This window comes from Hyunsoonleella sp. J2K-J805, from assembly GCF_057167125.1.
Genome location: NZ_CM169901.1, coordinates 2,217,886 through 2,242,583, shown reverse-complemented (window position 1 = coordinate 2,242,583; position 24,698 = coordinate 2,217,886). Strand labels below are relative to the sequence as shown.

Sequence of the window (24,698 nt, the reverse complement as noted above, 5' to 3'; positions counted from 1 at the left end):
TTACAATAGTTTTGAAATGAAGAATTAAAAATAAAAAAACACCTTCGGGATATGAAGGTGTTTTTATGAATGTAAATTTTTATTCTTATTGAAGCATTGGCGAATAGTTTGTTTGATAATCAACCGCCTTTGCCACATTTCCTGATATCACGAAGTTAGAACCAAAAGCGGCATCAATCGCTTCTAAAAATTTATTAGCCATAAAAGCGTATCCTCTTGCATTAAGGTGTATACCGTCTAAACTCACTGCTCCTCCAGTAACTAAATCTGCGGTAAGATTAAAACCATCAAAATTGATTCCCGTACTTGCTACTTCACTAAGTATTGTATTCAAGTTTACTAACGCAACGTTTTCGTTGGAATTTGCGGCGCTTTCTATAGTAGCATTAAAGGCATCAGTTGCCGTTCTAATTTCTGCTAGCTCATCAGCATCAAGTGCATCACCGTCGTCAATTCCATTTACAGCAGCTAGAACTAAGCCCGCCTGTTGAGGTGTAGGAGTGCCCCCTTGTTGTAATAAGCCTAAAACCTGAAGCACCTCGGGAGTTAGTGCAACGGTGCCATAACCTTGAGTTCTTAATGCAACTTGATCTATGGTTAATAATAGTAACTCATCTTCTGTCATTTGTCTAAACCCTAAAGGATTGGTTTGTGAAACAGGTACATCAATAATCCATCTGTTTGGACCTTCATTAAAGGTAATGGCATATTGAGCGGCTAAGGCTTGTGCTTGTTCAAGTGGTACACTTTGTAATAATAAACCTTGTAAAAATATCCCGCTAACAGCTTGAAAAACAGATGTTAACTGTCCTGCGGTTGCAGCATCTAGTACAAGTGCATTATTTGGTACTGTTGTGAAAAATGGTAAATCTGTAACATAAGGCACATTGGTAACTACTCCTTTTGCTCCATTAGATGTTAAAGTGCTAACTAGAGCATTAAACGAGGCGTCAAAAGTTGGAGTATCAGTAATAGGGTTGCTTCCGTCCCCTCCACTAGTGGCAAAACCTAGTACATCGTTTCCACCAATTTCAGAAAGTGTAAAAAATGTTGGGTTTTGAGCCATTGCATCGCCTAAAACAGTTGCAGAAGGGCTGGATGCCATTCGCACGTAATAAGGGTTAGCTAATCCTAAAGAGAGATTTCCAGGGTTACCATAGCCATCGAATAATAAATGAAAGCTTTTTGCACCAGGAACGCCCATGTTATTAAAAGTGCCACCCAAACTTGCTGTTCCCTCTGTTGACGGGGTAGCAGGCAACCTTTGAGGGCCAGAGCCATTAAAAAATAGTCTTGGCCCAAATTGTGGATTTGCCATGCCAGCAATAAGTAGCCCTCCGATGTTATCGTTCATTAGAGGTTGAGTGAATGCTCCACCGCCAGCTTTTGCAAATTGTTCAGACAGAATATTCGGAAATGAATTTTCTTGACTAGCTTTAAATAGAGCACCGTCGGTAAAACCTGCCGTAAAAGATGCGCCCACTGCAACGTAATTAGAAAAATCGGCAGAACCAGACGTCAATTCTGGTAATACAACTTCTTCCGGTATTGGGCTTTCTACGTCTTCACAGGATAAAAAACCAATTAAGAGTGCGAAAAGGGATATATATTTAAATTTCATAGTTTCTTTTTTATAGGTTATTAATTGTCCAAGATACATAGTATTGAGACCCGATAAATCCAGTTCCAGCAGCTGTGAAGTATTCATCTCCTAAAAGATTAGTAGCTCCAGCCTTAAAGGATGATTTTAAGCTTGGTACTCTAAAGTTTATTTGTGCGTCTAAAACATGATATGCTGGTACATCTGCAGTTAAAAAGGAAGCTTCCCAAACATAATTGTCGCTCCATCTCCAAGCTACATTAAAGCCAAAATTTTTAAATAAGTCGGTATTACCAAAAGTAGCTTTAAACTTATGTTCAGGCGTATTAAAGTTAGTCTGGAAGTCTGAATTTGCTTGTCTATCAAAGTCTAGTTTAGCATACGTATAATTAGCTCCCAAGTCAAAATCACCAAAAACTTTAGTTGATACGCCTAAGGATGCACCATATGAATTAACCTCTTCTGTCGTATTGGTGTAAGCTCTATAGGCTTGAAAATCATTATTGGCTAAGGCAATTACAGCTAATGGCGTAGGATTCCCACCAACAGGGAATGTTTGAGACAATTCTACATCTCCATAAAAAGGGTTCACTACATCCACTGTTGTAATAAAATCTTGATATTGATTGTAGTATGCACTAAAATCAACAATAATTTTTTCTATTTTTCCACGATACCCTACTTCGAATGAGCTTACTTGTTCTGGACTAACTAACTCTGGATTAGCGATTTGTAAGTCTGCTGGATTTTGTGACGCTGCAAATGCAGTTACGGAGCTTCTTGTAAAGGAGTTATTGTAAGCACCTGTACCGTTGTATGTAAATGTGTCTGTACCTAGAATTGCCTGACCAGTAGGGGATATTTGCGTTCCGCTTACTGTTCTAGTAAAACGCTCTGGGTTATCAAATGCACTACCAATTAAAGTTATTGGACCCACATTGAAACCTATATACAATGCTTGTGTATCAGGGTTTCTAAAGCCGGTTTGGAAAGAAGCTCTTACATTATGATTGTTATCTTCTCCAATGTTATAGCCTAATGAAATCCTAGGTGATAAAAATGCATCAAATAATTCTGACTTGTCATATCGCATTGAAGCTGTTACTTTTAAGCGATCATCTTCCAAAAATTTCTTTTGAATCTGAGTATAAAGACCAACTTCAGAATAAGGGATTTCACTCTCTGCATCTGTATAGATTGATCCAAATGAATTAAGTACATATTTTCTGTAAGATCCACCAACTTGAATTTCGGCAAAGTCAGTTAAATGACTAAAATTATAATTCGCATCCGAATGATAGATTTTAGATTCATCTTTAAGCTGACTACCAGTTAATATATCTGGATCGTTAGTTACTGTTTGGAAAGCACGTTGAAATTCTGGCGTCCCCGGTTCAAATCTTCCTGTATCCGCCGCTTGTCTTGCCGCAGCATGGGCTTGGTCTGCAGTTAAACCAGCTAAAGTACCTTGTATAAAAGCTCCAGCATATTCCCCAAACCACTGATCATCAGATTTCCATTGCCTATTGATATTTACACCTGTAAATACCATATCATAAGAATCCCCAGCATTATCTGCAGTAACATAACCTCTAACGAAGAAATTATCATTTTTTATTTCTAACTTATGTTGTTGTAAGAAGAAATTTTTGATAGAATATCTATTGGAACCTTGATAAATAGTAGAACCAGAACCTATTTTTCCAACATATTGAATTTCAAAATCATTTTCCCAAGGTCGATAGAATAATCCCCAATCTGCTTTAATACTTTTGGCATCATAGTTTGTAAGATCCGCTTCATCATATCCTGTTCTACTTACGCTGACATCAGGAATTAAATTTGCCAATGCAGGGTTTGGTAATTGGCTAAGAAACGTAGGGCTTTCTTTTACGTTTCTAAGATTGGTTGATACTAAATCCCCATACACATTAACACCATCATAATCAATATCATTCTCACGTGTGCTATTAGACTTAATAAACGTAGTATTTCTATCCTTACCTCTAGTATCATTAGCAACCCAATCTGTACCTTGTAAGTAGCTAAAGTTTACTTTTGCAGCAAATTTCTCGTTGAACTTGTGAGCAGCTCTAATACCGTAATCTTTATATTGATTATTACCAGCGGCTTCTTGAGATGTAACACCACCTTTTACATAGCCACTTATCCCAGAATGATCAAAAGGGCTTTTACTTGTCATGAATAAAATACCATTAAAGGCATTTGCACCATATAATGCAGATGCGGCTCCAGGAAGCAATTCTACACTCTGCACATCAGTTTCCACCATACCCAATAAATTTCCTAAAGGGAAGTTTAGTGCTGGTGCTGCATTGTCCATACCGTCAACACGTTGCATAAATCGCGTATTTGCAAAAGTGGCAAAACCTCTAGTATTGATAGATTTAAATGTTAAACTATTGGTGTTTATATCTACACCTTTAAGGTTTTCAAGTCCGTCGTAGAATTCTGCCGAGGCAGTATTTTTAATTGATTTGAGACCATATCTTTCAATGGTGACTGGAGATTCAAAAATACGCTCTGGAGTTCTTGAGGCTGAAATAACAACTTCGTCAAGAGCTGTTCCTTCATTAAGAATAACATCAATATTTTGACTACTAGACGTTATTTCTTGCGTAAATGATTCAAAACCAACACTGCTAACCTGAATGGTGAAGGGCGGATTTTGATTTGTTGTTAAGGTAAAACCACCATCAAAATCTGTTACTGTTCCGGTAGTGGTGCCAACTATTATAACGTTAGCGCCTGGAATGGGTTGACCGCTATCATCTTTGACGGTTCCCGAGATTGTTGTTTGTGCGTAGGATACAGCACAAAACAAAAACAAAGTAAGTTTTAGAATTGTTTTCATCTATTAAAATTAGTTTTTTTAGGAGTTAGCCTACTACTATAAATAAGCAAGTTCGCGCTAAAAATATGAAAAAATTATGCACGCATAGTACATTTTAATAAAAAAATGCGTTAAAATTTACACTTTTAATAAAAAAGTAGCACAAAAAATAAGGATAAATAAAATAGGATGAAGGTCCTTAGTTTATAACTCCATTTAGAAAAATATTACTCTACGGTAACAGATTTTGCAAGATTACGGGGCTGATCTACATTTTTATCTAGCATTACTGCAATGTGGTATGATAACAATTGCAATGGAATAGTTGTTAATAATGGAGATAACGCTTCGATAGTATCAGGCACCTCAATTACATGGTCTGCTAGATCTCGAACTATGGTGTCTCCTTCGGTTATTACTCCAATAATTTTACCTTTTCTAGATTTAATTTCTTGAATATTACTAATTACTTTGTCATAGTGTTCTGCCTTAGTGGCAATAACTACTATTGGCATATTTTCGTCAATTAGAGCAATTGGACCGTGTTTCATTTCAGCTGCTGGATAGCCCTCAGCATGAATATATGATATTTCCTTTAACTTTAATGCGCCTTCAAGTGCAACAGGGAAGTTGTAACCTCTGCCCAAATACAAAAAGTTAGCAGCGTCTTTATATATTTCAGAAACTTCTTTAATGTGTGAGTCAGATCTTAAGGCCTTTTCTACTTTTCCAGGAATCATTTCCATTTCCAGTAAATAACGGCGAAAATCAGAACTCGAAATAGTGCCTTTAGCTCTAGCAAGACGCAAAGCAATTAATGATAAAACAGTAATTTGGGTTGTAAACGCCTTTGTGGAAGCAACCCCGATTTCAGGACCAGCATGTGTGTAAGCTCCGGCATCACTTTCCCGAGCAATTGAAGATCCCACTACATTACATACACCAAATACAAATGCACCTTTCGATTTTGCCATTTTTATTGCGGCTAAAGTGTCTGCAGTTTCTCCCGATTGTGATATTGCAATAAGTACATCGTTTTCTGTAATAACTGGGTTTCTATACCTGAATTCTGATGCGTATTCCACTTCAACAGGAATTCGTGCTAAATCTTCAAAAATATACTCAGCAACTAATCCAGCATGCCACGATGTTCCACACGCCACAATTATAATACGGTTTGCGTTGAGGAACTTTTTCATGTTGTCTTCAATACCGCCCATTTTTATGATGGCTTCATCTCTTAACAAACGCCCTCTAAATGTATCAGTTATGGCTTTTGGTTGCTCATGGATTTCTTTGAGCATGAAATGTTCATAGCCTCCTTTTTCAATTTGCTCTAAGTTTAATTGAAGTTCTTGGATGTATGGATCAACTAATGAATCGTCCTTTATTTTTCTAACTTTAATACCTTTATGGAATCTAATAATGGCCATTTCTTCATCTTCTAGGTAAATGGCATTTTTGGTATATTCTATAAACGGAGAGGCATCACTTGCAATAAAGAACTCATCCTCGCCTATACCAACCGCGAGTGGGCTTCCTAAGCGCGCCACTACAACTTCCTCGGGTTTATTTTTATCAAATACAGCAATAGCATATGCACCTACTACTTGATTCAACGCAATTTGTACGGCCTTGCCCAATTTAACCCCTTCATTAGTCTTAACTTCTTCTATAAGATTGATGAGTACTTCGGTATCTGTATCTGATTTAAAAGTGTATCCTCTTTTTATGAGTTCTTTTTTCAGGGACTCATAATTTTCAATGATTCCGTTGTGGATAATAACAAGATCACCTGAATTAGAAACATGTGGGTGCGAGTTCACATCATTTGGCACACCATGGGTAGCCCATCGTGTATGACCAATACCTAGGTTTCCTGATTTGGAAATTTGAGAGTCAGCACGTTCCTCTAGGTCAGAAACTTTTCCTTTGGTTTTAGATACTTTTAAATCCGTACCATCGAATAGGGCAATGCCTGCACTGTCATAACCACGATATTCTAAACGTTTAAGTCCTTCTATAACAATTGGGTAAGCATCCCTATGTCCTATATATCCAACAATTCCGCACATAGTTTCTTGTTTGATTTTGGGGTTATTTAATTAATCGCAAATATGAAAAATTAATATTGATAACCTATTAATATTTATATAAACGTGCTATTTTACACGATAAAAACCAATTCAATTTACAATTTGATGCCATAATTAGTCTTTTTAGGACTTATTATTTTACTGAGATTCTGTGTAAAATACTTCTAAACGTAATTTTTTACTGGTGCCGTCACCTGCGGTGGCGGTGGAATTACTGCCATGGAGCACGCTTCCTCTGGGTGTAATAACAGCTGTAGAAGGAATACCCGTAACATCGTCAGTACTGTTTAATAGACTAGTATTTAAATTAATATTAACGTTATTTGTAAGTACTAGCCCCAGTTTAGCAACATCAATATCTCTTATTAAGATAGTATTTAATAAATCAGTAACTTTCAACTTATAGCTAGATTCACCATTCTCATCGGTAATTCTGCGACCTAAGCTAAATACCCTAGATCCCAAAGGATTATTGGCATCTACAGTAAAATCTGCATTGTAATCTAAAATTGGGGCATTGTTTTCTATATTATAAAGGTATAGCCTATCGTATTCGTGATAATCATCACCGTTAGGGTCTTTTGGGTCATCTGGTTTAATAAATGACTCATCTTCGTAAATAATTAAATGAGCTTCGTTGATAAGACGTTTTAACTCGTATTGTTCATTATCTATTATAAAATCGTTGTTTTCATCTGTTTTTCTAAAAAACTCTTTGAAACAATCAAGAGCACTATCACCACAATCACCCATACCACTGAATAATTCAATAACAGCCATAGAGCCTTCGGTACCTTTTAAATATAACTTTTCGTCGCCTTCCGTAGTATTTGGTGTGGTTGGTAATAAAGAGTTATAATTATTTATAAATGTATTCAATCTATTGCCATTAAAATTTAAGACATAACTTCCTGTATCACGTTCGTTATCGGCATCATCTCCATCTTCACTAGAATAATTTATTGTTATAGCGGCTCCGCTATTTAAAAAATTCAACAATACCATGCTCCCATCAGCATTTAAGCTTTGGGCTTTTATGTACAAACCTCTAAAATGGTTTAGAAAATTATTTGCATTGCTTAGTGTAGCCGAACCTGCTTGAGCCAATATCAAAGACTTCCACCGTGCTTTACTTTCTGGAGTGGTAGCTAAATTAAGCTCTATGGCAGGAGGAAAAAATGCAGTTGCAGCATCTGTACTGGTGCCATTGTCTATTTCTCTAGCCTCTGCTGATATTTCAAAAATATCATCATAAAACAGTTCGCCAACGTGTTCATCAAAATTAATTGTTGAACTTTCAATTTCGGCAAAATTATCAATGTTATTTATGGATGCATCAGCTTTAGAAAAATAGCTTTGAGAACTGCTTTCAGAGTCGCTTGGATTAAAGTTTCGTAAGAAATACCTATTCTCGTAAATCTTTATGCTTATTGGCTTAATATTGGCTGGGTTATTGTTCTCGACAAAAAGAGAGTCTATACGGTATTCAGGTTTGCCATCTGCATCTACGCTTATTTGTGTACTGAAGTAAGGCAAGGTGAGAGTTACGGATTCAACAACTGGGTTAATACCAAACATTGTTGCAGTGTTTGTTTGAAAACTTGATGGTAGTACCTGCGTAACGATACTGGCCGTGGTTTCGCCATAAATAGGGTCGTTAAAAAAACCCAATAAGTTGCCTGTAAGTGCATTTATTTGTTGCCCTGACAAATTTCTATTATAGGATTTAATAGGGATTTCAAGCTGTTTTGCATCAAAATTAAAATTATCTTCTCCTAAAACGTCACTTTCAATGGAGCTATATTCTTTATCGCAACTTACTGCAGCTAGCATAAAAACAAACAGGGCAATAATGCAGTTTGGGGCTTTCAATATCTTCTTCATAAATCTCTACAGAGGTAATTTGGTATATTAACCTAATACTTCAGTGTTAAAAAACTGCGTGTAGGCTTCACCAAATTCATCTTTACTTTTGTATTCTAATACAGGCTTATTAGAATCTTTAATATACTTTTCTAAATTTTCTGGTAAAACTTCAGAACCCATAATTAAAGCATCAGAGTAATCAACAGCAACTTGCATTAAGTTATTATATGTAGGCTCTTCTAACGGCTTTATAGCTTCTTCGTTTATGTTGTCAAATTTAATCTTATTGACCATATCTTTGTTTAACGTATTGTTAAAACTTTGATTATATACTGAAGTAACTATTTTGCTCTCGTTAAAAAGAGGCTCATCTTTGTAATATTCTCTTAAGTATAGCGGTAATAATGATGCTAACCATCCATGAATGTGTATTATATCTGGAGACCAATTAAGTTTTTTTACTGTTTCAATTACTCCTTTGGCAAAGAAAATGGCACGTTCGTCGTTATCTGAAAATAACTCTCCGTTTTCGTCGGTCAAGGTTGCTTTTCTCTTAAAATATTCATCATTATCAATAAAGTAAACTTGAATACGCTCTTTTGGTATTGAAGCAACTTTGATAATCAAAGGCATATCCAAATCATTAATTATAAGATTAATTCCCGATAATCTAATCACTTCGTGCAGTTGGTGTCTTCTTTCATTAATATTACCATATCTTGGCATAAAAATTCTAATTTGACCACCTTGTTGATTAACCATTCTAGGAGCCTCGAACGACATTGAAGAAATTTCAGTTTCAGGTAAATAAGGTACTACTTCAGATGATACATACAATATCCTCTTATCTTTCATATATGGTTTGCTTTTGAAGATTCAAAAATAAAAACACGCAAAAGTACAAAATTTTATGCAAAGTCCCCGTAAAATCTTAAGTTTGCACGCATTAATTTTTGTGAAAAGGTGAAGATTTACACTGAAAAAAATAAAATTAGTAGTGCTGTTGAAGCATTAAAATCCAAAGGATTATCTGTTGGGATGGTGCCAACTATGGGAGCACTTCACAAAGGGCATTTACAGCTTGTAATTAGGGCGTTAAAGGAAAACGATCTAGTGGTGGTAAGTGTTTTTGTAAACCCTACACAGTTTGACAATAAAACCGATTTAGAGAAGTACCCAAGAACTTTAGAAAAAGACGTAGAATTATTGAAAACCGTAAGTGAGGATGCTATAATTGTTTATGCGCCAACAGTTGAGGATATTTATCAAGGCAATACGGTATCAGAAGCATTTGATTTTGACGGATTGGAATTTGAAATGGAGGGTAAATTTCGCCATGGCCATTTTGACGGAGTGGGTACCATCGTGAAACGTTTTTTCGAAATTGTAAAACCAAACAAAGCCTACTTTGGGGAAAAAGATTTTCAACAACTTCAAATTATTAGAAAACTTGTAGAAAAAACCCAATTACCTGTAGAAATTGTTGGTTGTAAAATTCACCGTGAATCGAATGGTTTAGCTATGAGCTCGCGAAATACAAGACTAAAACCTGAATATTTGGCTGCGGCACCTTTTATCTACAAAACGTTAAAAACTGCCAAAACAAAATTTGGCACAAAAAGTGCTAATAAAGTAACGGAATGGGTTGAGAATCAGTTTGAAAAGCACGATTTGTTGGAATTGGAATATTTTATCATAGCCAACACATCAACCCTAAAACCAGTGAAACGAAAATCAAACAATAAAAAGTATAGAGCATTTATAGCTGCATATGCTGGCGAGATCAGGCTTATTGATAATATCGCATTAAATTAATTACCTTTACCACATGCAAATTCAAGTAGTAAAATCTAAAATTCATAGAGTTAAATGCACGGGTGCAGAGCTCAACTATATAGGTAGTATCACTATTGATGAAGATTTAATGGATGCTGCTAATATTATACAAGGTGAAAAAGTTCAAATTGTCAATAACGATAACGGAGAACGCTTAGAAACTTACTGTATTCCAGGGCCACGAAAAAGTGGAGAGATTACCCTAAATGGTGCGGCCGCTAGGAAAGTTTCAGTTGGAGACACTCTAATATTGATAACCTATGCGTTCATGGATATTGAAGATGCCAAATTGTTTAAGCCATCGCTGGTATTTCCTGATGAAACCACAAACTTGTTAAAATAAAAGGTTGAAGCCTAAAATAAAGAGAATACTAACTATTGCACTCCCGCTATTATTGGGAGTGTTTTTGGTTTGGTATTCATTGTCGCAGATTTCAATTGAAAAACTTATTGAGTATTTTGAAGAAGCCGACTATACTTATATCTTCTTAGGTGTTATCTTTGGTTTACTAAGTCATTTATCGAGAGCTTATCGTTGGCGGTTTCAGTTAGAGCCGATGGGATATCATATCAAATTAGGCAATAGTATCATGGCTGTCTTTGCAACCTATTTAATTAACTATACAATTCCCAGAGCTGGAGAAGTGGCACGCGCATCAATTTTAACAAATTATGAAGGTGTGCCGTTTGAAAAGGGTTTTGGAACCATAGTGGCAGAACGCATTGCGGATATGATTGTAATGTTGGGGATTATTGCTGTAACACTATTTCTGCAATTCGATTTTATATATGATTTTTTGGTTGATAAATTTGACCCTTCAAAAATTGTAATAGCTGTGGTAGGCCTAATAGTACTAGTCGTTCTTTTTTTTAGATACGTTAAAAAAAGCACATCAAAAATTGCTTTAAAAATTAAAGGTTTTGTGAATGGTTTAGTTGAAGGTGCTCTAAGTATTTTTAAAATGAAGAAGAAATGGGCATTTATTTTTCATACACTTTTTATTTGGGGTATGTATATACTTATGTTCTATGTGACATCTTTTGCTTTAGATGAAACAAGCAACGTGCCTTTTCCAGCCAATTTAATAGGTTTTATAGCAGCAAGTTTCAGCATTGCGGCAACCAATGGTGGTATAGGTTCTTATCCTGAAGCGATTGTATTGGCGTTTTCACTATTTAATCTTCCAGATGACCCAAGTCGGGCATTTGGTTGGATTATGTGGGGTTCTCAAACCTTGTTGATTATTATTTTTGGGGGACTGTCGTTAATTTATCTTCCCATTTTCAATAGAAAAAAGACAGCATAGGTATTTTATATTTGCTTTTAATCTCTATCTTAATTTATTACCTTGCCCTTGTAAATCTCAAATGCTATCATGATGAAAAACACTCTTGCTCTTATAGTTTTATTGTTGTTCTGTTTCACAATAAATGCACAGGTAAAATATGAAACCATTCAATCTTCAAAATTAGGAGAAGAAAGACAAATTAAAATTCAATTACCTAGAGGATATAATTCAAATGAAGAAAAGAGCTATCCTGTTTTCTTTGTGCTGGACGGTGATTATTTATTCGAAGCGGTAGCTGGAAATGTGGATTATTACTCCTATTGGGAAGATATACCTGAAGCTATAGTTGTTGGTATTAATCAGGTTGATACGCGTTACGATGACTGCTTGTATTCAGAGCAAAATTCGCTTCCAGTAGAAACTGGAGCTGCTTTTTTTGAATTTTTTGGGATGGAGCTTGTGCCTTATATTGAATCTAATTATAGAACTGTAAATTTTAGAGTAGCAGTAGGACATGGTAATACAGCAAATTTTATCAATTACTACCTTTTAAAATCTAAGCCATTGTTTCAAGGTTATATCGTGGTAAGTCCAGAGTTAGCTCCTAATATGCTTGAATATATTCCTGAAAACTTATCTAAATTAGAGTCTAAGTTATTTTATTATTTGGCCAATGCTGAAGGCGACAGCAAATCATTGAAACAAATGTCTGAAGCGTTACATACAGATTTATCCGCATTAGAAAATGAAAATATATCATACAGTTTCAATAGCTTCGAAAATGCTACACACTATTCTGCCCCTGCACATGCTATTCCAAATGCACTTCAAAATATATTTAAGGTATTTCAACCCATAAGTAAAAAGGAGTATAAGGATGAAATTTTAGAATTGGAGATATCGCCTGTGGTATATTTAGAAGAAAAATATCAAGCAATAAATGAGTTGTTTGGTATAGAAAAGCCAATTCTTATAAACGATTTTAGAGCTATTGCAGCTGCAATTGAAAAGAACGAATTATTTGAATATTACGAGGCTCTTGGTAAATTAGCCAGAAAGCAATACCCTAAAACACTACTGGGAAATTACTATATAGGAAGGTTCTACGAAGAAAATGGAGAGCCAAAAAAAGCAATGAAAACCTACCAATCTGCCTACACTCTAGATGAAATAGCAGGAATAACGAAAGACAAAGTTTTAGAATTAGCCGATGCTATAAAAGAAGATTTTGGATACTAAACTATGGCGAAAGTAAAAACAACGTTTTTTTGTCAAAACTGTGGTGCACAATATGCCAAATGGCAAGGGCAGTGTAATGCTTGTAAGGAGTGGAATACTATAGCGGAGGAAATCATTCAAAAACCAGAGAAGAGTGATTGGAAAACACCTTCAAAAGCCACAAAACGAGTTTCAAAACCACTCAAAATAAAAGATATTGATCTTTCTGAAGAAGCAAGACTCAATAGTTTAGATAATGAATTTAACCGTGTTTTAGGAGGTGGTGTTGTTCCAGGATCTTTAACCCTTTTAGGTGGTGAGCCAGGAATTGGAAAAAGCACACTATTACTTCAAATTTCATTAAAATTACCATATAAAGTGCTATATGTTTCAGGCGAAGAAAGTCAGAAACAAATAAAAATGCGTGCAGAACGTATAAATCCCGAAAATAATAACTGCTACATTCTCACCGAAACAAAAACTCAGAATATTTTTAAACAGATTGAAGAATTAGAACCAGAAATTGTAATTATTGATTCTATTCAAACATTGCATACCGACTATATAGAATCGTCTTCTGGAAGCATTTCTCAAATAAAAGAATGTACTACTGAGCTTATAAAATTTGCTAAAGAAACTGCAACACCTGTAGTTTTAATAGGGCATATCACCAAAGATGGTAATATAGCTGGACCAAAAATACTAGAGCACATGGTAGATACCGTTTTGCAGTTTGAGGGCGATCGTAACCATGTTTTTAGAATTTTAAGGGCACAAAAAAACCGTTTTGGTTCTACTAACGAATTAGGCATTTACGAGATGCAAGGTTCTGGTTTAAGGGAAGTATCCAATCCATCTGAGATTTTAATTTCAAAAAAAGATGAGGAACTCTCAGGTAACGCTATAGCTGCAACTTTGGAAGGTATGCGCCCTTTAATGATTGAAGTGCAAGCCTTAGTGAGTACCGCGGTTTACGGTACACCACAGCGAAGCGCCACAGGATTTAATGCAAAACGATTAAATATGCTTTTAGCTGTTTTAGAAAAGCGCGCTGGTTTTCGTTTAGGTGCTAAAGATGTATTTTTAAATATCACAGGAGGTATCACAGTTGACGACCCTGCTATAGATTTGGCGGTAGTAGCAGCTATTTTATCTTCAAATGAAGACGAAGCGTTACAAAATGATTTTTGTTTTGCTGCGGAGGTCGGTTTGTCTGGAGAAATACGTCCAGTACAACGGGTAGAGCAACGTATTTTAGAGGCTGAAAAATTAGGTTTCTCAACCATTTTTGTATCTAAATACAATAAAATAGCATTAAAGAATACTTCAATTAAAATTCAATTAATTTCAAAGATTGAAGATTTGGTGGATTTTATAGTTTAATATGCTTTTTCAAAAATGAAATTTTTTAAATCGTGTTTAACGAACTAACACATCATTAAAAAACCGTTTTGTCGATAAAATATACATTTTATCGTATTTTTTGTTGCTTTTGTCGATTATTTAATCTAGATTTGTCACTAATATGGGTATTGTTGTATCCATATTTGAAATAATGTACACTCTTCCCTCAAAGTATTATTTCACGCAATAATCCATTTTACAGAAAATTGTGTTAAAGGTAAGGGCCTTAAATAGTTACTGTTTTTAGCTATTTGGGCGATAAATACAATTGTAAATTAATATGATTTACTCTAAAATTTATGATGATGAAATCAAAACTATTATTAGTAGCTGTATTCTTAATAGCATTTTTTTTCAATAATGTTTCATACGCTCAAGATACAGACGGCGATGGTATACCAAATTCTACAGACTTAGATGATGATAACGATGGAATTTTAGACGATGATGAGTGTCCGGCAATTATGTATACCGAAGTGATTGGTGGAGATATTTCTAGCCCTGTTTTTATTGATGGCATGTCATGCTTCCAATCTATTAATGAAGAAGAAATTGTAGTAGGAAATTTTTCGGTACCAGCAGGATATGTAGTCACCGATATTTCGATAAGAATTAAATTTGAAATGTTCGATGGAGAATATGTAAATACACCCGGAGACCGCTGTACTGGTTCTCCTGGTTTTATTTTTGCAGATGAAAAATATTTTGGATTAAAATCACCGAGCGGTACAGTTATTAACTTTGTTGATTATGGAGATTATGGCTCTGGAGCCGGATCTGGAGTAACTTATCTCGATGTAGATCAGGTGTTCGATACTACAGGAACGCTAATTGCCAGTGATGCAGATCCAACATATAACTTACCGCAATCTGGTACTTTTTTATCTAAAAATAGTTTAACATCTATATATGGAGAAAATCCTAATGCAGGAACATGGAGTATAGTTATTGGAGATGATTATGCAGATGATTATACAATGCTATATTTTGCTGAAATTACCATAACAGCCGTCTACCAATTTTGCGATTCTGATTTAGACGGGATGTCCGATCATTTAGATATAGATTCTGATGATGACGGGATTCCAGATAATGTCGAAGCGCAACCAACAGTAGGCTATATAGCGCCAAGTGGAAACGGTTCAGCAATTACAGATACTAATAATGATGGTGTAGATGATAATTATGGTGCTGGTTTATTAAGTTTAGAGGATACTGATGGCGATGGAACACCAGATTATTTAGATTTAGATAGTGACAATGATGGACTCCCAGATATTCAAGAAAATGGGATGGCAAATGCAATAATTAATAATGATGCTGATACTGACGGATTAGACGATATATTTGAGACTACCAATACAAACGATCCAGTTTTAGATGTAAATGAAGATATAGAAGATCCTACAGATTTATCCATTTTACCAGATGCAGATGCAGATGTACTAACGGGTGGTGATGTGGATTATAGAGATGTTATAGATCCTTGTACTGATTCCTCAGGTATAGATACGGATAGTGATGGTGTTAATGATTCGTGCGATCTTGATGATGATAACGATGGTATTTTAGATACCGATGAATGTTTTGATACAGCAAGTTTAGTGTTAAATGGCACGCTAGTCCCAGATCCAGGAAATACAGGAGATGCAGAGCTTGGTAATAATGGAACTGCAACAGCACAAGTAGGTGATATTTATACATATAAAAACGCTTTAACGCTTCATGGAGAGGTATACGATGTTCAAGTTGAATTTATTGCTATAAATACAGTTAACCCTAATGCTAGGATTTCATTTCTAAATAGTGGAAATATAAATGTTCAAGAATTTCAAACAACAGATGACGATTATTTTATTGCCGAATATAAAATATTGAATCAAGCATCAGGTTTAGAGGCTGATTTTGATCAAATTACTGTTAGTTTCCGAGATATTGATGGGGTTGCTGGAAGAACTGAAATAGCAGGGTTTTTAAATTCTGAGGCAAACTCTTATTCTATAACTGGTTTAGGATCAGATCCTTTACAAGTATTAGGATTTGCAAACGGTACGTCTGTGCCTGGTTTCACCACCATAAGGCAGGCCTCTGGTACAGAGGTAGATAATAATTTATCAACTCATGATATTACTGTAGATTATAGTGTAGCAAGTTTTCAATATCTATTTGGTTATTCTAGTGCAACTACTACCCCAGTTGGTGCTGGAGGTAGAAATTCGCTTATTGAAATTTACGTAGCAGATGGGTGTGATACTGATAATGATGGTACACCAAACTATTTAGATATAGATAGTGATAATGATGGTATACCAGATAATGTTGAGGCACAACCAACCGTTGGGTATGTAGCGCCAAGTGGTAATGGTACAGCAATGACAGACCTTAATAATGATGGTGTAGATGATAATTATGGAGCAGGTTTATTAAGTTTAGAGGACACTGATAATGATGATACACCAGATTATATTGATTTGGATAGTGATAATGATGGACAGCCAGATATTGAGGAAAACGGTATGGCAAATGCCGTAATTAATATTGATACAGATAGTGATGGATTAGATAATATATTTGAGACAACTAATACTAACGATTCAGAATTAGATGTAAATGAAGATATAGAAGACCCAACGGATTTATCAATTTTACCAGATATTGATGGCGATTTACTTTCAGGGGGGGATTTAGATTATAGAGATATATTTGCAGTTAATCCTCCAGCATTAGCAACTGTAGATTTTGATGGTATAGACGATTTTATTGATAGTGATTTAAACTTATCAGGTTATAATCAGTCTACTATAATGGCTTGGGTTAAATTAGATAATACTTTTACCAATTCTGCCATGGTTATAAATTTTGGTAATTTACATATTCAATTAAATAGCTCAAGACAATTATTAATGAAAGTTAATGATGCAGAAGTTAGTTCATCATTTCAAATAAATAGAGATGTATGGGTGCATTTAGCTTTAATTTTTGATAATACCTCTCCAACAACAAAACTCAAAGCATATTGCAATGGAGAGTTATTTAACTCAAGTAGTGATCCTTCTTTGTTTTCTTCAATTTATAACTCAACTGATAAGTTTACTATTGGTGCCAGAGCCTCAGATCATTTAATGTTATTTGAGGGTAGTATTGACGAAGTACGAGTTTTTAGTACCGCTCTTACTGAAGATCAATTACAAAAGATAGTCTACCAAGAAATAGAGAACAATTCTGGAAGTGTTCAAGGATCAATAATCCCTAAAAATATAGTAGATAATTCAACCAATACTGCTATTCCATGGTCAAATCTTTCTGCTTATTACCCAATGACAGATATAGTTAATTTAACAACATCTGATTATTCTTCAAATAATTATACAGCATATCTTAATAACATAACAACAGTTCAGCCACAAACAGCTCCCATGCCATATAAAACTACAAGTGATGGTGCTTGGGCAAACGAAAATACTTGGCTACACGGCGATGTTTGGGATATCGGAGAGGCGGCTACCAATAAAGATTGGAGTATAGTGTATGTTAAAAATGATCTATCTGCAAATCATGAAATAAAAAATTTGGGGCTACTTATAGATATTGGAGCTGCCTTAACAATTCAAAGTGATCATTCTATTGAAAACACATGGTATTTTTATTTAGGAGGCACCTTAGATTTATTGGGAGACAGTCAGTTAGTTCAGACTGGAACAAGCGATTTGGTAACCTCTTCCCAGGGCAAGATACTGCGCAGGCAGGAAGGTACTTCAAGCGCCTATTGGTACAACTATTGGGCATCTCCGGTAAGTATTTTGCGTGCCACCAGTTACAGGGACGAAAACACTTCGGCCAATAACCCAAATAATTCGCCATTCAATATCCGGATGCTAAAAGATGAGTCAGGGTTTAACATGAACTTCACATCGTCTTACGGTGCTTCTAATGCCATAAGCACCTATTGGTTGTACACGTTTATCAACGGTATTAGCTACTATGATTGGGCGCAGGTTTCGCAAAGTGCCAATATCGCCCCTGGAGTTGGCTATACCCAAAAGGGAACTGACGTCTCGGCTCCAGAGCAACAATATATTTTTGAGGGCAAGCCCAACAACGGTACCATTTTAGTTGCGGTTGAAGATAGAGGGGGTGCTGGTTCGGTACCCGGCACGAGCAAGACAGAATTTTTATTGGGTAACCCGTATCCATCAGCACTGGATGTACATCAATTTATAGATGATAATGCAGGTGTTATAGACGGTACGTTACAGCTGTGGCAGCAATGGAGCGGTAATTCACATAATTTAGATGCCTACAACGGCGGTTATGCTCAGATAAATAAAACAGGAGCTGTAAGGGCATCACAGTTTATAGGATTGGATGGCGCCCATACCGGTGGTCTTGAAGGCACCAAGGTACCAACGCGATATTTGCCAGTAGGCCAAGGTTTCATTACCGAGATTGTAGCTGATGGCGATGTAGAGTTCAATAACGGACAACGAATCTTCATCAAGGAATCAGATGTAATAGGAGATGGTAGCGGTAGCTATAACAGTGGTTCCGTATTTATGAAGGGCGGTAACAAGAAAGGAAAATCAGATCAATCCAAATCGGAAACATCAATAGACAGCATGCAGAAGATACGTTTGGAGTTCAAGTCTGTAACTGGCCCAGAGACTAAACGTGAATTACTCTTAGGTTTTAGTAAAGAGACCACAGATCAATTTGATTATGGTTATGATGCAGAAACGCACGACGCTAGTAATAATGACCTTAACCTTTCGATGGAAGGTAAGAACATGAACATCCAGGCCTATGGTGAGATAACCGAAGATAAGTTGGTGCCATTGAATTTCAGGTCATCTGGGGATCATGGTTTTGAGATAAGGATATCAGATTTAGAGAACATGCCAGATGATCAAGAGATTTACTTAAAAGATAACCTAACGGGCGATTACTTCGACCTAAGGAATGGCCAGCCCTACAGCTTTACCTCTGCACAGGGTGTGTTCAACGATAGGTTCGAGATAGTGTTCCAAGACCAGGCATCAACGCTAAGTTCAGAAGAGATAGCCACTAAGGAGAATTACATCTATTATGATAGGGGCGGTAATATACTATACGCAAGAAGGCTGAACGGAGATGTAGATCGATTTGCGCTCTATAACATAAATGGGCAAAGCATCATGGAGCTAACCGATGTAGATCGTACTACTTTGGAAACGGGATTAGAACTACCGAGAACGTCCAGCGGTACATACATAGCCGTATTTAGAACGGATACCAATCAGGTGATTACAAAAAAATTGATAAAATAATCAAAATAAACTCGTTTAAAATAGTTTTTTTCAGAATTAATACATTTCATCGATAAAACTATATCTACTAGATTTTTTTTAAAAGTTTAACGAAAAAAGTATAGATTTTTAAAATAAAAAAATAATTTTGCAATACCTTAAAAGGTCATAGAACACGTTATGTTTTTGGATTCTCTCCCTCAAAGTATTTCTTTCCTTCAAGAAATTTTTCCAAGCAACTTTTAATCGGGTATTGTTATATATAATACGAGTTTAAAGGTTTTATAATTGACTCTTAAGGCTTTTAAATAATATAGCCCCACTTGAAATGAACTTAAGAAATAAGAACCTTAAGTCTGCAATAATGCAGATTTCTTATGTAATTACACTTTTTGCCTCATTAACAATATTTGCAAATACAAAACATTTTGGAGATCACAATTTTGATGTAAATGTAGACCTATCGCAAACAGCGGCAACATGCTCAAATAACGGAGCCATTACAGCCGTTGCCAGTGGAGCTACGAATACATCAAGTCTATATTCGTTTACTATTACAAATGGACCTACGGCTAATGGGCAAACGTACCCCTTTTCCACTCGGTTCGACGCCTCAAGCATAACGTTTGAAGATTTATACCCAGGCACTTATCAAGTAACGGTAGAGGATACAGGAGATGCAAGTAATCCCATTTTTATCGGAAATATTACTATAACCGACGAAACTTCAACGGTTAATTTTACAACAACATCTACAACACCAAATTGTCCTAACGAAAATACAGCAGAACTTACTATAAATACATCTTCAGGAGCAGGACCTTATCAATATCAAATTGTTAGTGGGCCTTCCGGAACTGCAACCGCTCCTATAGATAGTGCCGATAACACGTTTGTTTTTAATAATTTACCTTCAGGTAATTATAGTATAAGGGTTTATGATGCTTGTGGTGATTTTCAAACCAGAAACCACAGTATTAATACAGCATCCATATCCAGCGTGTTTATGAGAGGCGATGGTATAGACCGTATTTCATGTACCGAGGCTATTTATCGGGTAATAGCATTTGGCGGAAGCAATTTAAGCTATGAAGTTGTTGGTGGTGCACCTGCGGGCTATAGTTCTTCAAATACAACAGGAGAATTTACTTTACCTATTAATCAGGCACCATATACATTCTTGGTTAGAGGTAGCTGTGAAAGTACAGATACATTTACGCATAATAATCCAACACCAGGAGGATCATTTAGTGCATTGAATAGAACGTGTACAGATTTTCAAATGCAAATAAATCCAAATAATTGGATGGTAGGTCCTTTTGCCTATACGTTAACTAGTACACCTTCAGGATATACAGGCTCGCTAACCAGTGCATCGGGTACATTTAATAATATGCCTTATGGCGCCTATAGTTACACAATAACAGACAGTTGTGGTACAGTAGTTTCTGAATCTCAAGCACAGGACTTAGAACCAGTAGAAATAACTGGAGACCGTATTACTTCAACCGATTGTAATCAAGGTTTAGGGCGGCTTACAATATCTTACAATAATAATGTAGCTGTTGATCCTATAGCGTTTGAATTAACCACGGTGCCGTCGGGCTTTACAGGCAATAGAGGGCCAGTAAATAGTAACGTTTTTGATGATATTATTTTTGGCGATTATGTAGTAACAGCAACCGATGCTTGTGGCAATGTGGATACTTATCCTTTTGAGTACGTAGATGAACAAGCCATAGATTTTCAGTTTGATATTGAGGTGATACCTGGTTGTATAGGAGAGCATGATATTGCATTTACTGCAGATGAAAGTGGTTTGTCTGGTTTTTGGTTTTACAGATTATTTAATGCTGATACGGGACAGAATGTGGGTGCTACAGGACAGAATAATGGTAGCCAAAGTACTTTTTTTAATTTTCCCGCTGGTAACTATTACATTCAATACGATAATAACCGAGGATGTAATGTAAATTCTGAAACTTTTACTGTGGCACAATACCAGCAGCCTAGTCTGTCTCCATTAAGTAGTTTTACTTGTGATAATAGCGGTCTTTTTACCATAACAGGCGTAACCGAAGGCGGAGCAGGACCATATACCTATAGCTTAATTAATAATGCAACTAACGATGTAATAACAACTAATAACGAATGTTATTTTCCCAATCAAGATGCATCGTTAAGCTACAGAGTGCGTATTGCAGATAATTGCGGTAATTCAAGTTCTGCACAAGTAACACCTATAGAGGTTGGTTTAGGTTTAGAGTTTCAAGGTACCACTTGTGGCACCATTGGAGAGTCTTTTTCATTTTTTTTATTGGAGTTTGGAGGCGTGGAATACGATTGGATATTCCCAGACGGATCAACATTCAATGGTAGTGACCCTAGGGCAGTAATAGGTGATATAACCGCAAGTGATTACGGTGTTTATACCGTAGTGGCTTCAACAATAGACGGGTGTAGGTCTCAAACACTTAGTTTAGATTTTAACCAATGTCCTCCACCATCTATAGACTTTGATGGCATAGACGATTATATTTCGGCACCAGAATCTTTCAGTTTAGGCGAAATGCAAGCCTTTACCGTGCAGTTCTGGACAAAAGCAGGTAGTGCTTCTCAAACTTCGGCTGGTATTGTTGGGCAGAGAGGTGTTTTTGAGATCACTAAAGATGTCAATTTGGGCTTTAATTTTGTGGCGCAAGGCGATTCTGGAGTTTTTTCAAAACCAGAATGGCTAGATGATGCTGACACATGGCAGCATGTTACTGTTGTGTACAATCAAGGAGAAATACAATTATATTATAATGGTCAGTTAGATTTTACACAAGCTAGCACAGGTGTTACAACTACGGCACTTGGCGAAGGCCTATTTAATATTGGAGGTAGAACCGGAGTAGTTTCAAGCAGCAGCTACTATCATGGATGGATAGATGAAGTACGAGTATTTGATGTTGCCTTAACCCAAACACAGATTCAACAAATTGTACATCAGGAAATTGAGAATAATAATGGTAATGTAAGGGGAGTTATAATACCTAAGGATATCAAAGATTTCAATACTCAAGAACCATTATTATGGAGCAATTTAAAATTGTACTATAAAATGGGTACTACTTTTACAGAAGATGGTAGGGTAATAGATTATTCGGGTAATAATAATCATGGTACCATTCATAATATTAGAACTTGGCAAGAAGAAACCGCACCTATGCCCTATACAACAAGACAACAAGGCGACTGGAATGATACAACTACTTGGCTGCATGGAAGTGTATGGGATATCCCAGCGGACGAGTTGTTTCCTAATTCCGAAACCTCACAACAAACGGTAAGTTCTATAGTAAAAATAAGTCACAATATAGAACTAAACCATAACACAAGAGGCATAACACAAATGGGGCTTATTATAGACGATGGTATAACACTTTCTATAGATAACGACAAGATTGTTGAAAACCTGTCTTACCTTGAATTAAACGGTACTTTAGATTTATTAGGCGATTCACAATTAATTCAAACCGAGACGAGTGACTTGGTAACCTCAGCAACTGGTAAGATTTTAAGAAGGCAGGAAGGTACTTCCAATGCTTATTGGTATAACTATTGGGCATCTCCAGTAGGTAGTTTAGGTGCTACTAGTTTTAGTAACAATAATGCATCAACACATAATACAAATAATACGACATTTAGTCTTGATATGTTAAAAGACGATTCTGGTTTTAATTGTAATTTTACATCAAATTATACTGCCAATGGAGATATTAGCACTTATTGGTTATACACATATATTAACGGATTAACCTATTACGATTGGGCAAAAATAACACCAACTTCTATTATAGCACCTGGTATTGGTTATACACAAAAAGGAACAGGTGTGCCATCGCCAGAACAACAATATATTTTTGAAGGCAAGCCAAATAACGGTACTATTTTGGTTGCTGTAGAAGATAGAGGTGGTGCTGGATCTGTAGCAGGTACAAGCAAAACAGAGTTTTTGTTTGGTAACCCTTACCCATCAGCCATAGATGTGCATCAATTTATAGACGATAATGCTGGTGTTATAAATGGTACCTTACAATTGTGGCAACAGTGGAGCGGCACCTCGCATAATTTAGACGCTTACAATGGCGGTTATGCGCAAATTAATAAAACAGGAGCAGTAAGAGCCTCACAATTTATAGGGTTATTAGGTAAAACCACACGCGGCTTAGAAGGTACTAAGGTGCCTACTCGATACTTGCCTGTAGGCCAGGGTTTCATTACAGAAATTATTGCAGATGGTAACGTAGAGTTTAATAACGGGCAGCGTATATTTATAAAGGAGTCCGATGTTTTAGGCGATGGCAGTAATAGTTATAATAACGGTTCTGTATTTATGAAACGGGGTAATAAAAAAGAAAAATCAGAACAGTATAAATCAGATGATTCTAGAGACGTGATGAAAAAAATACGCTTGGAGTTTAAATCTGTAACAGGCCCAGAAACAAAAAGAGAATTACTTTTGGGTTTTAGTAAATATACAACAGATCAATATGATTATGGTTATGATGCAGAGACGCATGATGCAAGCAATAACGACTTAAGCCTTTCTATGGAAGGTAAGAACATGAATATTCAGGCCTACGGTGAGATAACTCAGGATAAGGTTATTCCTCTTAATTTTAGATCGTCTGGAGACAATAGTTTTGAGATAAGGATATCAGCCATAAGGAACGTTACAGGAGATCAAGAAATATATTTAAGAGATAACCTAACTGGCGATTACTTCGATTTAAGGAATGGCCAGCCCTACAGCTTTACCTCTGCACAGGGAGTGTTCAACGATAGGTTCGAGATCGTGTTCCGGTCGGAATCTGCGACACTGGGTACCGACGATGCAACAATAAAGGCGAACTATGTTTACTATAACAGGGATGAGAACAGGCTATACGCAAAACAGCTCAACGGCACTGTCACGAGGTTGGCGCTATACAACATCAGGGGGCAGTCTATTATGGAGCTGCGTGACGTGGACGGTATGGCCCTTTACAACGGACTGGAACTGCCCAACACCGCAAGCGGTACATATATCGCCGTGTTGAGGATGGACACTAATGAGGTGATCACTAAAAAATTAGTGAAACGATAAAGATGAAAAATAATGCTAACTATTATGCATTTCAACGATTAAAACATCTTTTTATCCTAAAAAATATACCATATATCTAGGTTTTGTAAATAAATTGTATTATTTTAGCCACACATAAGAAC

Annotated in this window: 12 protein-coding genes; 7 read left to right on the top strand and 5 right to left on the bottom strand. The window is 36.1% G+C overall.

Going from position 1 to position 24,698, the window contains the following annotated elements; all coding sequences use genetic code 11:
* Nucleotides 1-85: 85 nt before the first annotated feature.
* The 5 genes from AC1B0Z_RS09965 to AC1B0Z_RS09945 all read right to left on the bottom strand — a co-directional run bounded on the left by AC1B0Z_RS09965 (nucleotide 86) and on the right by AC1B0Z_RS09945 (nucleotide 9,271).
* On the bottom strand, nucleotides 86-1,621 hold the full coding sequence (locus AC1B0Z_RS09965) for a G-D-S-L family lipolytic protein (protein ID WP_483791838.1): 1,536 nt from the start codon (nucleotides 1,619-1,621) through the stop codon (nucleotides 86-88).
* Between the two features lie 10 nt (nucleotides 1,622-1,631).
* Nucleotides 1,632-4,475: a TonB-dependent receptor gene (locus AC1B0Z_RS09960; protein WP_483791836.1), complete on the bottom strand. Its 2,844-nt coding sequence runs from the start codon at nucleotides 4,473-4,475 to the stop codon at nucleotides 1,632-1,634.
* 206 nt (nucleotides 4,476-4,681) lie between these two features.
* Complete coding sequence (gene glmS / locus AC1B0Z_RS09955) at nucleotides 4,682-6,529, bottom strand: glutamine--fructose-6-phosphate transaminase (isomerizing) (RefSeq protein WP_483791834.1); 1,848 nt, start codon at nucleotides 6,527-6,529, stop codon at nucleotides 4,682-4,684.
* Between the two features lie 159 nt (nucleotides 6,530-6,688).
* Nucleotides 6,689-8,434 carry a BamH family beta-barrel-assembly machinery protein gene (gene bamH, locus AC1B0Z_RS09950; protein ID WP_483791833.1) on the bottom strand — a complete coding sequence of 582 codons (1,746 nt, stop codon included), beginning with the start codon at nucleotides 8,432-8,434 and terminating at the stop codon, nucleotides 6,689-6,691.
* A 27-nt stretch (nucleotides 8,435-8,461) separates the two neighbouring features.
* Nucleotides 8,462-9,271, bottom strand: a complete 810-nt coding sequence (locus tag AC1B0Z_RS09945; RefSeq protein WP_130964320.1) for a glycogen/starch synthase — start codon at nucleotides 9,269-9,271, stop codon at nucleotides 8,462-8,464.
* Between the two features lie 108 nt (nucleotides 9,272-9,379).
* On the opposite strand from AC1B0Z_RS09945, the gene panC reads away from it, so the two are divergent.
* The 7 genes from panC (at nucleotide 9,380) to AC1B0Z_RS09910 (ending at nucleotide 24,576) form a co-directional block, all read left to right on the top strand.
* Nucleotides 9,380-10,231, top strand: coding sequence for a pantoate--beta-alanine ligase (gene panC, locus AC1B0Z_RS09940; protein ID WP_483791832.1), 852 nt, complete (start codon nucleotides 9,380-9,382; stop codon nucleotides 10,229-10,231).
* Nucleotides 10,232-10,244: 13 nt separating this feature from the next.
* Nucleotides 10,245-10,595, top strand: a complete 351-nt coding sequence (panD, locus tag AC1B0Z_RS09935; RefSeq protein WP_483791830.1) for an aspartate 1-decarboxylase — start codon at nucleotides 10,245-10,247, stop codon at nucleotides 10,593-10,595.
* 4 nt (nucleotides 10,596-10,599) lie between these two features.
* The gene (locus tag AC1B0Z_RS09930; RefSeq protein WP_483791829.1) at nucleotides 10,600-11,559 is read left to right on the top strand and encodes a lysylphosphatidylglycerol synthase transmembrane domain-containing protein; all 960 of its coding nucleotides are present in this window, start codon (nucleotides 10,600-10,602) and stop codon (nucleotides 11,557-11,559) included.
* A 69-nt stretch (nucleotides 11,560-11,628) separates the two neighbouring features.
* Entirely contained in the window at nucleotides 11,629-12,780 is a 1,152-nt protein-coding gene (locus tag AC1B0Z_RS09925) for an alpha/beta hydrolase (protein WP_483791827.1), read from the top strand.
* Nucleotides 12,781-12,783: 3 nt separating this feature from the next.
* Entirely contained in the window at nucleotides 12,784-14,142 is a 1,359-nt protein-coding gene (gene radA / locus AC1B0Z_RS09920) for a DNA repair protein RadA (protein WP_483791825.1), read from the top strand.
* A 326-nt stretch (nucleotides 14,143-14,468) separates the two neighbouring features.
* Nucleotides 14,469-19,466 (top strand): LamG-like jellyroll fold domain-containing protein, encoded by a 4,998-nt coding sequence (locus AC1B0Z_RS09915; protein ID WP_483791824.1) that lies wholly within the window; start codon nucleotides 14,469-14,471, stop codon nucleotides 19,464-19,466.
* A 307-nt stretch (nucleotides 19,467-19,773) separates the two neighbouring features.
* On the top strand, nucleotides 19,774-24,576 hold the full coding sequence (locus tag AC1B0Z_RS09910) for a LamG domain-containing protein (protein ID WP_483791822.1): 4,803 nt from the start codon (nucleotides 19,774-19,776) through the stop codon (nucleotides 24,574-24,576).
* Nucleotides 24,577-24,698 lie beyond the last annotated feature (122 nt).